The organism is Alicyclobacillus acidoterrestris, assembly GCF_022674245.1.
Classification (GTDB): domain Bacteria; phylum Bacillota; class Bacilli; order Alicyclobacillales; family Alicyclobacillaceae; genus Alicyclobacillus; species Alicyclobacillus acidoterrestris.
The window spans coordinates 1,970,386-1,985,995 of the sequence record NZ_CP080467.1; the positions used below are offsets into that span (position 1 = coordinate 1,970,386).

The window sequence follows — 15,610 nt, forward strand, 5'->3', positions numbered from 1 at the left end:
TATATGGCAAACGTCGATACGCTCGCGGACGGACTGCTGCAAATTGGCGCAGTTGAATTGCGTCCAAATCAGCCGTTTACCTGGTCGAGCGGCTGGAAGTCGCCGATTTACTGTGACAACCGGTTGGTCCTTGGCTATCCTATCCTGCGCAACCAAGTCATTGCAGCCTTCGAGCAGATTGTGCGAACGGATTTCCCTAGTCTGGAAGTCGTCGTCGGCACTGCGACGGCAGGTATCCCGCACGCTGCGATGCTCGCCGATAGACTGTCGCTGCCAAATGCGTATGTCCGCTCGTCGGCCAAGGCGCACGGCCAAGGAAAGCAAATCGAAGGCTACGTTCGCCCAGGCATGAAGGCGGTGGTCATTGAAGACACCTTGTCGACTGGGAAATCTGCCTATGACGCGGTGGACAGGCTCAAGGAAGCGGGGGCACAGGTGTTGGCCGTCTTCACGATTTTGTCCTACGACTTTGACGAAGCGCGTCAACGCATAGAACAGACGCAGGTGCCTGCCTATCGGCTAGTTCCGTACCGCGCGCTGGTTCGCGTCGCGCACGAGCGCGGTGTGGTCGATGACAGCGATGTCGATCTCCTCATGCGCTGGCGCGAATCCCCCTCGACGTTTGGCGCGTAACGCGCGCAAGCAAACGGGGGCGGGGTGGCCTGTGAACACCCCGCCCCCACGCGCCAACGTCCACGGTCCACGGCGATAGCTCTTCATTGCACTCCGACCTGATGGAAATCGTGAATTTATGCTACATTGGAGAGGGAATTGTCCAGTGAAGGTGGATGCACGAGAAATGATAGAAAACTCAGACCTCTTTACCCGGCCGGGGCTGTTTCAATCTTTTTATCATCGCCATCCAGATGGTATCTGCCTGGTGGACGCTGAGGGTCATGTGATGGATGCGAATCCGTCCACCACACAGATCAGTGGCTATACTTACGAAGAATTGACGCAGCTTTCACTGCGCGACCTTCTGGGTGATCCGTCTAGCGCAAACGTTGCATACGAGCGCGAGTTCGCTGTGCCCACGAAACGGTTGATGCGCCACAAGCTCGGGCATGCCATCCACGTTCGAATTGCGGCGATTCCGCTCGCCCCCCAGCTTGTCCCTCATGAGAACAGTAATCCTGGGGCCTTCATTCTATTCGAAGACATGACCGAAGAAGAGGAACAGCGCCGGAGGTTGTTGGAGAATCAGCAGCGGTTCTTGTTCATCTCGGAAGAATCGGAGAATATTATCTCGTCGTTTTCAGCAGATGGCCTCTTTACGTACATCTCACCTTCGGTTCAAGCACTGCTGGGCTATGCGCCAGAAGACGTCATTGGGAAGAAGGCAGCGGATTTTAATCACCCGGATGACAACGAAGAATTGCAGAAATTTCACCTCTCTATCGCACCTCACCAGGATACCGGACGATTTACGGGTCGTGTCCGCCATAAAACTGGCGTGTACCGGTGGTACGAGACGACTGTCCGCTACATTCGCGATGAAGCAGGGAACATCGTGGAAGCTATCGGTGTTGGGCGCGATATTACAGACCGCAAGCAGGCAGAAGAGACCGTTTCCTATCTCGCTTATCATGACGCGTTAACGGATCTACCGAATCGACGGATGTTCTTACAACACATCGGCTTGGTGTTCAAGCATGCCAAACAGGCGCGCCATGGTCTTCTGTTCATTGACTTGGATGGGTTCAAGGATGTCAATGACACATTTGGACACGACATGGGTGACTTGCTTTTGATTGAGGTGGGGAAAAGGCTAACCCAGACGGTTGGAGATAGGGGAATGGTGGCCCGCTTAGGCGGCGATGAGTTCACGATTCTCCAAACCGATATCGACAACATGGACGATTGGGCGCTGTTTATTGAGCAAATTCAGCACGATGTATCGAAACCAGTAGTCATTGGCGACCGCACGCACACGGTGTACGCGAGCGTCGGCGCCGCGCTGTATCCCATTGACGGGGAATCCGTTGAGGCGCTGATGCGGGCGGCGGATGTCGCGATGTACCACGCGAAGTACCAAGGGAAAAAGCAAACGTGACGATTGAATGTCGCACTGGCCCACCAGTCAAACTCCGGCGGTGCCACCAAATCGCTTGCCCAGATGAGGAGGGCACCGTTTTGTGTCAGGTACCCTCTGTTGAAATGGCCTGGATCTTCTACCAATTCGCTGGCAGTAGGCAATAGCACAGCGTGAAGCAGGCGACGCCGACCATCGCGATCGGCGATGCCGTCAACAGGAGCCTACGCTTACGCCTTGAGCCGTTGTGCGACCAATATCGATGGAGCGCAATGGAATACCATGGAAATAACAAGGTGCCGGTGATGGCGGTCGCAAAATAAAAATGGATGTCTGTAGGCAAGCGTGGAATCATCAAGGTGTAGTTGGGAGTCGGGTGCTGCCAAATATAGAATACCGCGAGCCCAATGAGCGGCAGCGTAGAGAATGTGAGTTTGACAGGAAACTGAGCGGTTCCGCTCATATCGTAAATGACCCTCCAGATGAGCCACCACACAAGCGTGAATAACGAGAACGTCACGAACCCACTAATGAAGTATTCTCCGAGAAAATAGGTAAACAGCGTGATGATATTGCACATGACATACAGAATCAAGACGATGCCTAACTGAGCGACGAACATACCAATCGACGAGATGAGCAGTGACTTCAGCCTTTGCAGTGCATTCAACTCCATTCACTTGACTACAAATTCAAATATTGTGGGGCGTGTGGGGCGGATCGACTGGCGTCCGCGTGCACCAGCGTATGCGGGTGGGCATCGGCGGGCATCGGTAGACGCTGCCGGACACGGCGGGCATGTCTTATTAAGACATGCATGAGCGTTTTGGCGCCGATAAGACATCAAATCTGCGCTAATCGCTGAATTTTCGCTCTTTCCGGGCGGATTTTCAGTAGATAGGGTATTTTTCATGCCTTAATGTCGCCGGATCGACTAAAAATCCGAGAATAGAGCAGATATCGTGCCTTATTTGCCCCGGGGCCCCGGAGCCCTCCCATCCGATCCGTCGATCCGTCGATCCGCCACTGGCCGAACGCGGCGCGCCGATCCGCCGGCACCCGCACCATTCGCCCGCCGCCTGACACTCGCTTCGTCAACTGTGCAACCATTTCTCCATCCGGAAGTTTTGCATCGTGACACCCCGGACGGTCACCATTTGCGGTTGCACCATCACGTAGCCGCGCCGTTCAAAAAATGGCCGGGCCGTAATACTGGCGTCGGTCGTCACACGTTGTACGCGAAGCGCTATCATCTCGCGTTCCACGGTCTGGACGAGGGCAGATGCAACCCCGATTCCTTGGTAGTACCGGTGCGTATATAGGTGATCGAGATAACCATCAGCGGTGATATCAGCGAATCCCAGAATGGCGCCGTTCAGCTCAGCCACAAATGAAAGTCGTGAGCTGAGAAGCGACATGAAGCGCGTCTCCTGCTTGTTTCGTTCGGCTGAAGACAATTCTGGCGCCCAAGCGTCAAGCTGCTGTGCCGAATAGTCGTTTGCGTTGATGGCGTGCACGGTTTCGTGGAACAGTACGACGATTTGTGAGACGTCATCTACGCGCCACGGGCGAATCACAAACGGTGGTATTGCATGACCATGTCTTATCGCGAACATCCCCAATTGCCTAGTGTGAGGTAGCCTCCGGCGTAGCACAACGCGTGCGCGGGCATGGCCCTTAGAAACATCTGGGCCTCTTTGTTCAAATTGTAAATGTTACACGACGAATAGGAAACCCCCATTTGTGCATCAATCTCAATGCCCATCGATCTCGATTCTTACCGAACTCAATTCTTCGGCGCCGCCAAAGCACCAAAGTCGATACAAGATTTTCTATGGGTTCGGGGAAAATGGAAACCTGAACCTCTGCCTGTGTATCGCTCTAAACCGCAGCAGGGCATATGAAGTGTAGTTAATGGAGATCCATATCCCCACTTCGTTTTCTATCATCGATGAAGCCACACTTGTAAACATGAGTTTTTACTCATATAATAACAGCGCAATAAACTTGAGCGATTGCTCACATTTGCGTCATTTGCGTCATGCGCACAAGAAATGGGATGGCACTCGACAACGGTATGGGAGGTTACAAGACGTGATGCACCGTTACGCGAAGTTCATATCGAGGTATCGAGTTGCAATCATTTTGGTTTGGGTGGCGGCCACCATTTTCGCGATGTTCACTTTGCCGAGTTTGAGCCAGGTCGTTGCAAAGCACGCGACGAGCGAACTTCCCAATTCTTCGGCGGTCGTTCAGGCTGGAAAGCTGCTCGATAAAATCAATCCAAAGCATACATCGAAAAGTTCCGCAGTGATCGCCATCTACAATCCGCATGGCCTCACGTCTGCACAGCGAAGCTATCTCCACAGCCAGTTGGACATACTCGAACGACACGAGGCGAAATACGGCGTGGTGGATGTGCAGGATGCGTCGAGTGTCGATAAGGGTTCTCAATCCATGTTCGACAGCAAAGACGGAACCACGGAGATTGCGCTGGTTGATTTTAAGTACGCGACGGATTCGACACAGATTAAAACGTCCCTCCAGCAGGTACATAGTCTATTTTCTGCGCCGCCAGCTGGTACGCACGTGTATTTGACGGGCGACGCGCCATTATCGGTTGACGCCACGACCATTTCGCAACAAGGTGTGGATAAGACAATGGGGGTCACCGTGGTTTTGGTGTTGGTGATTCTACTCGGCGTATTCCAATCGCTGCTCGCGCCGTTGGTGACTTTGCTTGCGATTGGTTTATCCTTCTTGCTCTCGTCGAGCGTCGTTGCCTGGCTGGCGACACATGGCTTACCCGTCAGCAGTTTTACGCAGACCTTCCTTGTCGCCGTCCTCTTTGGTGCAGGTACGGATTACACCATCATCATGTTGAACCGTTACCGCGAGTCGTTGGCGATGCACGAAGATAGAATCGAGCGACTCGAAGCGACACTGAGGTCTATCGGAAAGACGGTCCTCTTTAGTGGTACGACGGTGATGGTGTCGTTTGCTGTGCTGTTTCTTGCGGATTTTGGATTGTACCGATCCGGCGTCGGTGTCGCGGTCGGCATCCTGATTACGCTCCTTTGCTGCATCACGTTTGTTCCGGCCATTATGGATACATTTCAGAATAGACTCTTCTGGCCTCGCAAGATTCGGCCCGGGCAGGCACACGGGAACTCGAAAATTTGGCGGGCAACCGGCGGCCTTGCCATTCGCCGTCCCTGGTGGGTACTCCTTTGTTTGGTGATTGTGCTGGTGCCGATTGCGCTGCAGTTTACCGACGAGCGCTCGTTTTCACCGATGGACGATATTCCGTCAGCGCCTTCGGTCAACGGATTTCACGTCGTGGCGCAGGCGTTTGGTGCCGGGCATGTCCTGCCGATGAACGTCGTGATCCAAACGAAGGAAAATTTGCGATCCCAATCTGGCCTCGCCACCATCAACAACATCTCGCAAGCCATCGCGGCGAATCCTGCGGTGGATGAAGTGGAGAGTGCCACGCAACCGACGGGTACCGTTATCAAGCAGTTTCAATTGGTCAATCAAAATGCGGCCGCAGCAGGTGGCTTGGCGCAAGTGAACCAGGGCTTGTCGAAGTTGAAGACGCAGTTGTCCGCCGGCAGTCAATCGGTCGGTGGGGCTGTGACGTCAGCGCAAAAACTCGCCACTGGGGCACATCAATTGTCGACAGGTGCTTCTAAACTCAACAGCGGTTTGCAAAGTGCGGCAGTGGGAAGTGGAAGTGTGGCCAAGGGGGCGCAACAGGTGGCCACCGGCGCACAAGGGTTGAAGCGCGGTGCCGCACAGTTTCAAACCGGGCTCAATCAGGTGAACAAGGGTTCGCAGTCGCTTGCGACCGGACTGCAGCAAGCGTCCGCTGGGGCGAGTGAGCTGACAACGGGTACGGCGAAGCTACAGTCTGGAAGTCAACAGGCGAGTACGCTGACGCAACAATTGGCCAACGCGTTGGCAGCGTGGAGCAAGGCGCATCCAAATGAGACGACATCTTTGCAGTGGCAACAAATTGAGCAATTGATGCAAGCGAGCGAGGAAGCGACACAGTCCACGAGCGCCGGCGCTCAACAGGTCAACGCAGGTGCACAGAACCTGTCCAAGAACCTCCCCGGCTTGACGCAAGGTGCGAAGCATCTGGTCTCGGCAACCGGGAAGTTGTCGACCTCCTCGGTGGCCATCGCTTCGGGCGCGGGACAAGTGGCCTCCGGGGCGACAAGGGTGGCCACTGGCGCGACGTCCCTTAAGCAGGGGGTGAGTCGGCTTGCGGGCGGATCGGCTACATTGGTATCCGGCAGCCAACAATTGGCGAGCGGCGTCACACAGTTGCCTTCTTTGCTGCAGTCTATTTCGACGGGCATGGGGCAGGCAGCGCAAGCAACCACAAAGCTCAAGGGTGGCGTGAGTGACGTCACCCATGTGTTGAACACGTCACAGCAAGCCAAAACGAAGGGAAGTGCCGGATTTTACATTCCTGCTTCAGCGCTGTCCAATCGCCAAATTCAACAGGCTATGGACGCCTATATTTCGCCAGATGGGCATGTGGCGAATATCACCGTGATGTTGAAGTCGAACCCATATTCGCTTCAGGCGATGAACGCGGTCTCGTCGATTCAAAGCGACGCGGCGGCTGCGCTGCAACAGAGTCCAATTCACACAGGAACCATCATGAGTGCCGGGACGACGCCACAGCAAGAGGCGCTGAACCAAGTGTCGACAGCCGATTTCTTCCGAACCGTCGTGCTTATCTTATGCGCGATTTTCATCTTGCTCGTGGTGATGCTGCGCTCTATCTTCACACCGCTGTACGTCATGGCCTCACTCGTGATGACGTATCTGGTGACCATGGGCGTGCTGCAACTGACCTCGTCATTCATCTTGCATAAGTCAGGACTGAGTTGGCCGGTTCCGTTTTTCGTCTTTCTGCTCTTGGTCGCACTGGGCGTCGATTATTCAATTTTCCTCTTCTCGCGGTTTCAGGAGGAACTTCATTTGGGGACTGCCCCGAAACAAGCGATGCACCGTGCGATGTCTCAGATGGGCAATGTGATTTTCTCGGCGGCGTTGATTATGGCGGGCACGTTTGGATCCATGGTGGCCTCCGGGGTGACATCGCTTATCGAAATCGGGATTGCGGTCGTCGTGGGTCTCTTTTTCTACGCGTTTGTCCTATTGGGATTCTTTGTGCCTGCATTTGCCGCCATTGTAGGCAATGCGCATCATTGGCCGTTTGGCCGCAGGCAGGAAAAGGTGGTTCAGGAATAGGAAACGCCTGTTGGTGAATGAAGGTAACATTCTCTCCATGTCGAATACTCCTTGTAATGATGTCGCCATCATTCGAGCATAATCGACAAACGCGATATAGCAGGAGGATATGATATGGAAGAAAATCTAGGCGAGGTTGTAAATACTGTTGATCTGCATCCATCGATTGAAACGCTTGTGCGTTTAGCACCTCTTTTGGGAGAGATATTCCCAGACGATGTCACCATCGGTGTGTGTGATTTAGATACGCTTTGGGGGACCATTCCGGGAAAGACGTTCTCTCTAGGGCTAGCTCCAGGGTACAAATTAATCCCTGGAGATGGGATGTACGAGGCTGTGCACTACGGTAAACCGACGAAGACGCCCGTTCCAAAAGAGGTGTTTGGTGTTCCTATCCTGGCGTGTTCTATTCCGGTTCACGATAAAGAAGGAAACGTAATTGGCGCAATCGGGGCTGGGGCCAGTATGGAACGGTACGACTATTTGTCTTCTCTAGCCACCACCCTGTCGTCTTCGATTGAGCAAATTAGCGCGACCATTGAAGAACTAGCTGGCTCCGTGAACATCTTATCGGACAATATGACCGAGATCTTTACGCAATCGAATGAGGTGCTCAATAGTATTCAGGAAATCCAAAAAATCTCGAACTCGGTGAGACAGATATCCGACAGTACTAAAGTGCTCGGCTTGAACGCGTCGATTGAAGCGGCTAGGTCAGGCGAGTATGGCAAAGGGTTTGCTGTCATCGCGCAGGAAGTGAGAAAATTAGCGACGGATGCCAAAAACCAAACAGACGGCATTACACAGTCTGTACGCGATATCGAGCAGTTAATTCGCAAGTTGTCTGAATCCATATCGACGGTAAACCAGGAGACAGAAAATCAGTCAGCAGCAACGCAACAGTTTGCCGCAACGATGCAAGAACTGGCGCAGAATGCAGCTGATTTAGCAAAATACGCCGAGGGTATTGTGTCGGGGGAACAATGATCTGACGTATCGCCATATGCGCTTCAATGGCCGAGCGGGCACACCATCTCGGCCATTGAAGCGCTTTGTTATCATTCATCGCGTCGCTGTGTACATAGCTACCTTCGTTGTTAACCCTTCGGTTGTTAAGTACCCAAAGCAGACAGCTCTTGTCCGATACCTTGCCAAGCGGATTGCATGAGCGTGAAATTGTTGCTTTTTGCATATTGGACGGCTGACAGAAGGTTATCATGGATTTCTGACCATTCGATAGCGTCGGCACTGCTGTCGTTCGATTTTGGCGCAGTCATGGAATAATATTTCTGGAATGCCTCAATGGTCAGTTTTTCCGATTCACTTTCGGACAACTGGGACGACACGATTTCATTGCTTAACTTTTGCAGGGCCAGTTCAGTGGACTGTCGAGACGAACCAGATGTCTTCGTCACAGCCGACGGATGATTTGTTCCGCTTGTTGTTGGGTGTTTCTTGTCGTACATCAAGACGACGATGATGGCAATGACGCTCGCGATTCCGTATGCAATGAACAGATATTTAAAAGACGCTTTCTTGATTTTTCTGCTTTGACTCACCGGTCTCACCTTCCTTACACATTTTCGCTTAAAAAACTTCAACGGCACAGTGAAAACCCGTTATTTTTGTGAACAAAATAGCACTTCATTTTTCTGGATGGACGATATCATAGCCAATTGCGCTACAACACCGGAAATTTCACGAGAAAAGGTCGCATGTTTCTGTGTGCATGCATATGAATGAATAAAAGTTGTGCAAGGGAAACAATTTTAGTGTACACTAAATATCAGAGTTATCTTTTGTAGGGGAAGATGACCCATCACACGTTGCAGAGGATGTCGTGCGCTCAAAAAGTTTCCCTAAGCTAAAAAAATGGCGTATGGCTAATGTGTGTTGGGATGTCATATATGCCGTGTCAATCGTAAATAACCGTCGTGGAAAGGGTGTGTATTTCTCGTGACTATGCCGTCAAGTCGTTTGGAAGAGAGCAACACCGTACTCGCTGCACGAGCCGCTATGAGCAATGAACGAAAGGGTATCCGTGCGCTCATTCCGTTTCTCGGGCCAGCGTTTGTCGCATCTATCGCCTATGTGGATCCAGGAAACTTTGCGACGAATATCCAAAGCGGATCGGAGTTTGGGTACAAACTTTTATGGGTCGTGGTGCTGGCAAACCTCATGGCGATGCTGATTCAAAACCTGTCGGCGAAATTGGGGATTGCGACTGGGAAGAGCCTCCCGGAGATGATTCGAGAATATTGTCCACGCTGGTTGTCCTACGTGATGTGGGGATTTTCTGAAGTGGCCGCCATGGGGACGGACCTCGCGGAGTTTTTAGGGGCGACGCTCGGCTTAAATCTGTTGTTTCACATCCCAATGGTCATCGGTATGGTGTTGACCGGCATTGCAACCTATTTAATCCTGGCGCTCGACCGATTTGGCTTTCGGCCGTTGGAGAAGTTCATCACGGCGTTTGTCGTCCTCATCGCGCTTTGCTATATCGTTGAAACGGTCATGTCTCGGCCGCAGTTTGGGCAAATCGTGCACCACAGCGTGGTGCCTTGGTTAGGTAACAACGATGCAGTGCTGTTGGCGGTTGGGGTGATTGGGGCGACGGTCATGCCGCATGCCGTTTATCTGCACTCTGGATTGACGCAAAATCGCGTGGTGCCAAGAAACGATGAGGAAAAGCGCAAGATTGGGCGGTTCAACACGCGGGAGGTCATTATCGCCCTGACGCTTGCAGGGTTTGTCAATTTGTCGATGATGTACATGTCCGCCTCTGTGTTTCACGGGACGGGGCACACGCAAATCGCAGATATCTCCACGGCTTATCAGACGCTGACACCACTCTTGGGTTCCGCTTCGGCGGCAGTTTTTCTCGTTTCGTTGTTGGCGTCGGGGATTTCGAGTTCGGCTGTGGGCACGATGGCGGGTCAGGTCATTATGCAGGGCTTTGTCGGTTTCACCATTCCGCTGTGGATACGCCGCGTAGGTACGATGATCCCGCCAGCGGTGATTATTATGCTGGGCGTGAATTCCACGCAGGCGCTCGTCATCAGTCAGGTGATCTTGAGCCTTGTGCTCCCAATTCCTGTGATTGCACTCGTGTATTTCACGAGGCGTCGAGACATTATGGGCGTACTCGTCAATAAGCCGATTGTCACTGTTTTGGCAGTCATCAGCACCGTGATTATCGTGGTTCTCAATTTAGGGCTGCTGTATCTGACCTTTGGCGGATCCATCCCGGGCCTCAGCTGAGCGAACGGTTGGCGCCGCCCGCGCGTTTGTCGGGATGAAGGCGACAGCAGGCGTGGCTTGAAGGGGGGGTAAGCTGTGGAATATCTTGTTGGGTCGGTGACGGTCGGTGCGCTCTTGGTCACTCGGCACGTTGTACGGTCTCACGTATTTCGCCATTCAGCAGAGCGGCCAAGGCGCCGTCGGGAACGATAAAAGAGGCCATTTGCACAAAAGAAGGGCGGCCACCCTTCTCCCGTGCAAAGGCCTCTTTTTTATTGAATGCACGAAATGACAATCTGTGCACCCTTGGTCGTCGTCTGGCATCGCGTCCTTCAGTTGCCGAAACGGCCGCTTGTCAGACCCAACCGCGCCAGCGCATCGCTTCCGCAAACGGGCGGATACCGACCATGTAGGCTGCCAAACGCGGGCCCACCTGATAGCGCTCGGACGTTTCGAGGATGTTGTGCACGGACTTTATCATCATCTGCTCCAGGCGGTGGTTGACTTCTTCTTCCGTCCAGTAGAAGCCTTGGTTGTTCTGCACCCACTCAAAGTAGGATACGGTGACGCCGCCGGCGTTTGCCAGCACGTCCGGAACGACTAAAACGCCGCGCTCGTTCAGGATGTCGTCCGCAGCCGGTGTAGTTGGACCATTGGCCGCTTCGATAATAATAGACGCTTGGATATCGGCGGCATTATCCTGGTGAATCTGATTCTCCAGCGCCGCCGGGATCAGGACGTCGCATGGAAGCTTCAAGAATTCCTCATTGGACATGGTGTTCTGGTATGCCGTCGTGACCATGCCGAACGAGTCCTTCTGGTCGATGAGTTGTTCGATATTCAGGCCGTTTTCGTCGTAGAGGCCGCCGTTTGCGTCACTGATACCCGTAACTTTGACGCCCCACTGATGGAGAATCAGGGCGACGTTGCTGCCGACGTTGCCGAATCCCTGAACATTCACGCGAAGATCATGGATGTCTTTGCCCAGGCGCGTTGCCGCTTCGCGCATGGCGATACAGACGCCGAGCGCGGTCGCTTGGTTACGCCCTTCCGATCCGCCGAGCACCAACGGCTTCCCGGTGATGAAGCCAGGGGAGTCATGCTCGCGAATGTGACTGTACTCGTCGTACATCCAGGCCATGATTTGCGGGTTGGTGTAGACGTCCGGCGCTGGAATGTCCTTGGTCGGGCCGACAATTTGGCTAACGGCGCGGACATAACCGCGGGCCAGGCGTTCTTGTTCGCCCATGGACATCACGCGCGGATCACAAATGATGCCGCCTTTTGCCCCGCCGTACGGGAGATTAAAGATACCGCACTTCAAACTCATCCAAATCGAGAGTGCCTTCACTTCATCCAAGGTGACGTCTGGATGGAAGCGGATACCGCCCTTGGTTGGCCCAATGGCGTCGTTGTGCTGCGCCCGGTAACCTGTGAATACCTCGGTATGGCCGTCGTCCATTTTGACGGGGATGCGAACGGTGAGCACGCGAACCGGTTCCGACAAGAGGTGGTAAATCGTCTCTTCGTAACCCAGTCTCGATAGTGCGTCACGTACCGCAGCCTGCGTGTTGACTAACACGTTGTCGCCGGGTGCTGGCATGTTCGCACCAGCGATGAGTCGTTTGTTAGTGGCTTTGGTTGACACGGCGAAACGCCCCTCTCAAGTATGTACAGGTTGTGTAAACAACCGTAAAACCTTTGATCACCGTTTTATCATAAACCACTTGGGGTACGATGAAAAGTGCAGTCCACGAAGGGGGAGATGACGACATGTCGATGGGGATTCGCGCGCAAAGTTATGCCAAACATGTTCGTCAAGCGACGTCCTCCTGGGTGTTTTACTTGCTGGTGGCGGCTTTTGTCGTCGGACTCGTGTTCGTTCATCCACCGCTCATCTTCCAAGGCGATACAGATACCGCCCGCAACTATCTGAATACGATTGTCTCGTCCTTATCTACTATCCTCGCCCTTTGCATTTCGATTATTCTCGTGGCGATTCAGATGACGGCGGGGAACTATACGCACCGGGTACTCGATTTTTTTGTTCGACTCCCGTACAACGCATCGCTGTTTTTGGTGTTCCTCATCACCATCATGCACAGCTTTTTGTTGATGGCGAAGATTCGGGAGCCCGAGCGGGATCCGCTGACGCTGCCCCTGCAGTCGGAAATGAGTGCCGATTTGATTCTCGTCTTTATTTGTTTTTTGAGCTTGTTGTTGTATATGTACGCCGTCGTGCAACTGCTCAAACCCGAGCGCATCATTCAATTGATTCTGCGCGAGTATGACACCGCGGTCCGCGCATCGCGCTGGCTGTCGGCGCTGGAGAACGTCGAGCAAATTTGCGATATCGTCAAGCGCGCCGCCTCGGTCAATGACTCGTTGACCGGTACCTATGGTCTCATGAAAATGCAGGAGATTGCGGCGAAGCTCCCCGTACCTGTGGGAGAAGGCGAAGAAGTTCTCGCTGTGCACAGGTCGTTTCTCAACCAGTGGGGCGAGATTGTCGGCGTCACGGTGAAAGAAAAGGAGACGGGCATCACGTACGTGGCCTTGGATGCGCTGTACGAGCAGGGGTGTCTGTACTTGGAGAGCAATTCGTACGTGCCCGCTCAAGAAGTCGTACAAATGTATCGCAACATCGTGTTCAGCCACTTGTTGCCGGAGGGGCAGGAATATTACGCAGAAACGGTGGCCTTGCGCCTGTACAGACTCGCGGCTATCGCGGTTCAGTCGACGGAACGCGGGCAGCAGTTCGCTGTGCGCACATGGGAAGTCATTTTGGCCTGTGGGGAGAACTGTTTCCGCCTGGGCAAGGGGTATCCGACGCTGTTCGCCGGTTTTCTGATGGTGGACGAGATTTGCACGCTGTTCGAGGGCGTTTGCGATACGGCGTTCTACGAGCGCGCGCTCCTCACGTACTTTTCGCTGTGGAAGGCGTTTGCGGCTGTCGCCGACCGAAAAGATGTGGCGGCGTGGGCGCGTTGGTGGTCACAACAGCAGTGGCACGATGCGTTGCGCCAACACGGGCGCTCGCTCGCCATGGCCTTGGCCGAGCACCAGGGACGCCAGGAGCTGGTTGTGACATTGCGTTATCTGTTGCCGGAGTCAGCCGATCCGCCCGCAGACGAAACGGCTCTCCAAACGATTTGGCCAACCTTGTTCGACGGCATACCGTTTGCCACAAACGGTATGCCAGGAGGGTCTGATTCACTCGCCAACTTCTGTGGCGGTGGCAGTGCGGCTGAGAATCGGCTCTAGCAGTGTTCTGTCCGGCGTCACATAGACGGTGCGCTGGTTGTCGTATAACGCAAAACCAGGCCTTGCGCCGTTGGGTTTCCAGATGTGGCGGATCTCGGTGATATCGACGGGAACGGTCGCCGAGTCGCGCCCACGGCTGAAGTAGGCTGCCAGCAACGCTGCTTCGTCGAGCGTCGATTCCGGAATCTCCTTTGCGTTGCCACGTCGGATGACCACATGCGATCCGGGTTGGTCCTTCACGTGCATCCAAACGTCGCGATGGTCGCTCTGCCGGAACGTCAACCGGTCGTTTTGGAGATTGTTGCGCCCGACTCGAATCAAAAATCCGTCCGACGAGATGTAGGCGTCCGGTTTGCTCTGTGCGCGATCCGGCTTTGCTGCGCTGTGTTTTGCTCCGAACCGCCCCTGCCGCGGCTTTTGTTTGGTTACTTTCTCCTGTAAAAAGCCTTGGCTGACGAGCTCGCGGCGGATTTGCTCCATATTCTCGAGGCTCGCGTCGCGCAGGGACTCTTCTACGTTCTCCAAGTAATCGATGTCCATTTTCGTCGCGTCCATCTGCTCGGCAACCGACGTCGCCGCGCGTTTGCGCTTGGTCGCCTGCTTGAAGTAGCGCTGCGCGTTTTGGATGGCGTCGAGGGACGGGTCGAGATCGATTGCGATTGGCTCGTTGTCCGCGTAGTAGTTTGGCAGAACGACTCGCGTTTGTCCCTTTTCGATTTGGTACGCAAAGGCGGTTAAAATTTCCGCCTTGATGCGATAACTGGCTTCGTCCGCGCTCTCGGTGAGGGACTGTTGCAGTTTCACGAGTTTGCCGCGCAGTTTGTCCAAATGGTCGCTGACGGTGCGCTGCAACTCGTCGTGCAGCCGCGAGTGGTACAGGATTTCACCGTTGTCCGCGAAACGGCGGCGAATCGCCTCGCTGATGGTCGGGCAAAGGGCATAGTTTGTACGGTGCGTCAGCAAATACGGCTCGCACTCGACGGCGCGCCCCACTTCATCCAGCGCCACCGTCGACGACTCTGCACCGGTCTCTACAGCTTCAATGAGCTTGCGCGCCTCGTCGTACACGGCGCTGGACAGATCTGCCTGCACGCGCCGCTTCGCCGTCTCTGCCGCGCGGTGCAAAATTTCGCGCGCCGAGGTCGGGCCGATGCCCGCCACGTGGTCGAGCAGGAGATGCACGTTTGCCTTCGCCAGCGGCTGCTCGGCGTCGAGGCCGACAAACGCGTCTGGCGCCACGGCGCGAATATCCTGTTTATCTTGCGCTGGCGGCAACACGTACGGTGCACCGGGCAGCACTTCCCGAACGCGCGACATGTGCTCTGTGACGCGCACAATCGCATCGATGATGCGCAGATTCCCGTCGTCGTCGGTGCGGCAGAGGATGAGGTTGCTGTTTCTCCCCATAATCTCGCAAATCAAGCGATATGTTCGCAGATCTCCGATTTCGTCGATGGCTTCTACGGATATCTCCAGAATCCGATCCCACCCCCGCTGCTCGACTTTGACGACGCGCCCACCTTCCAGGTATTTGCGCAGGAGCATGCAAAACATCGGCGGCTCCTTCGGGTTCTCAGGCCGCTCGTCCTGCAGCAGGTGAACGCGTGCAAACTGCTTGTGGGCCGACATGAACAACCGCGCGACCGGTTGCCCCGGCACGCGAATGTTAAACAACAAGTCGCGCTCCCCGGGCTGATAGATTTTTTCAATTTTACTGCCAGCCAGCTGCTCGTGTAACTCGAGCGCCAAGCGCCGTATGGTCAATCCGTCCATCGCTAGTCGCTCCTTTGGTCGTGTCCGTGA

12 protein-coding genes are annotated in these 15,610 nt (G+C 54.3%); 6 read left to right on the forward strand and 6 right to left on the reverse strand.

The annotated features are described in order from the left end of the window. The first annotated feature begins 3 nt into the window (after positions 1–3). Together pyrE and K1I37_RS09255 are read left to right on the forward strand one after the other, a co-directional pair. Positions 4–633 carry an orotate phosphoribosyltransferase gene (gene pyrE, locus K1I37_RS09250; protein ID WP_031218018.1) on the forward strand — a complete coding sequence of 210 codons (630 nt, stop codon included), beginning with the start codon at positions 4–6 and terminating at the stop codon, positions 631–633. A 166-nt stretch (positions 634–799) separates the two neighbouring features. After that, positions 800–2,053, forward strand: coding sequence for a sensor domain-containing protein (locus K1I37_RS09255; RefSeq protein WP_021295428.1), 1,254 nt, complete (start codon positions 800–802; stop codon positions 2,051–2,053). A 118-nt stretch (positions 2,054–2,171) separates the two neighbouring features. Here K1I37_RS09255 and K1I37_RS09260 read toward each other — a convergent pair whose 3' ends face one another. The 3 genes from K1I37_RS09260 to K1I37_RS09270 form a co-directional block, all read right to left on the reverse strand. Continuing rightward, positions 2,172–2,708: a hypothetical protein gene (locus tag K1I37_RS09260; protein ID WP_021295429.1), complete on the reverse strand. Its 537-nt coding sequence runs from the start codon at positions 2,706–2,708 to the stop codon at positions 2,172–2,174. Between the two features lie 233 nt (positions 2,709–2,941). Further along, the gene (locus K1I37_RS09265; protein WP_152498728.1) at positions 2,942–3,130 is read right to left on the reverse strand and encodes a hypothetical protein; all 189 of its coding nucleotides are present in this window, start codon (positions 3,128–3,130) and stop codon (positions 2,942–2,944) included. After that, on the reverse strand, positions 3,127–3,648 hold the full coding sequence (locus K1I37_RS09270) for a GNAT family N-acetyltransferase (RefSeq protein WP_021295431.1): 522 nt from the start codon (positions 3,646–3,648) through the stop codon (positions 3,127–3,129). The genes K1I37_RS09265 and K1I37_RS09270 overlap by 4 nt, the downstream gene beginning before the upstream one ends. Positions 3,649–4,129: 481 nt before the next feature. Between K1I37_RS09270 and K1I37_RS09275 the strand changes: the two genes are divergently transcribed. After that, positions 4,130–7,303: an MMPL family transporter gene (locus K1I37_RS09275; protein WP_031218024.1), complete on the forward strand. Its 3,174-nt coding sequence runs from the start codon at positions 4,130–4,132 to the stop codon at positions 7,301–7,303. A 114-nt stretch (positions 7,304–7,417) separates the two neighbouring features. After that, a complete protein-coding gene (locus K1I37_RS21520; RefSeq protein ID WP_021295433.1) occupies positions 7,418–8,290 on the forward strand; it encodes a methyl-accepting chemotaxis protein in 873 nt (290 codons plus the stop codon). Between the two features lie 125 nt (positions 8,291–8,415). Here K1I37_RS21520 and K1I37_RS09285 read toward each other — a convergent pair whose 3' ends face one another. Further along, positions 8,416–8,862, reverse strand: coding sequence for a hypothetical protein (locus K1I37_RS09285; RefSeq protein ID WP_021295434.1), 447 nt, complete (start codon positions 8,860–8,862; stop codon positions 8,416–8,418). A 403-nt stretch (positions 8,863–9,265) separates the two neighbouring features. Between K1I37_RS09285 and K1I37_RS09290 the strand changes: the two genes are divergently transcribed. Further along, complete coding sequence (locus tag K1I37_RS09290) at positions 9,266–10,564, forward strand: Nramp family divalent metal transporter (protein ID WP_031218026.1); 1,299 nt, start codon at positions 9,266–9,268, stop codon at positions 10,562–10,564. 334 nt (positions 10,565–10,898) lie between these two features. On the opposite strand, the gene K1I37_RS09295 is transcribed toward K1I37_RS09290, so the two are convergent. Beyond that, the gene (locus K1I37_RS09295; protein WP_031218028.1) at positions 10,899–12,146 is read right to left on the reverse strand and encodes a Glu/Leu/Phe/Val family dehydrogenase; all 1,248 of its coding nucleotides are present in this window, start codon (positions 12,144–12,146) and stop codon (positions 10,899–10,901) included. Between the two features lie 170 nt (positions 12,147–12,316). Here K1I37_RS09295 and K1I37_RS09300 point away from each other — a divergent pair, with 170 nt between their 5' ends. Continuing rightward, complete coding sequence (locus K1I37_RS09300; RefSeq protein WP_021295438.1) at positions 12,317–13,807, forward strand: DUF2254 family protein; 1,491 nt, start codon at positions 12,317–12,319, stop codon at positions 13,805–13,807. On the opposite strand, the gene K1I37_RS09305 is transcribed toward K1I37_RS09300, so the two are convergent. Continuing rightward, positions 13,757–15,580: an Rqc2 family fibronectin-binding protein gene (locus tag K1I37_RS09305; protein WP_021295439.1), complete on the reverse strand. Its 1,824-nt coding sequence runs from the start codon at positions 15,578–15,580 to the stop codon at positions 13,757–13,759. The two genes, K1I37_RS09300 and K1I37_RS09305, sit on opposite strands and share 51 nt — an antisense overlap. Positions 15,581–15,610: the final 30 nt, after the last annotated feature.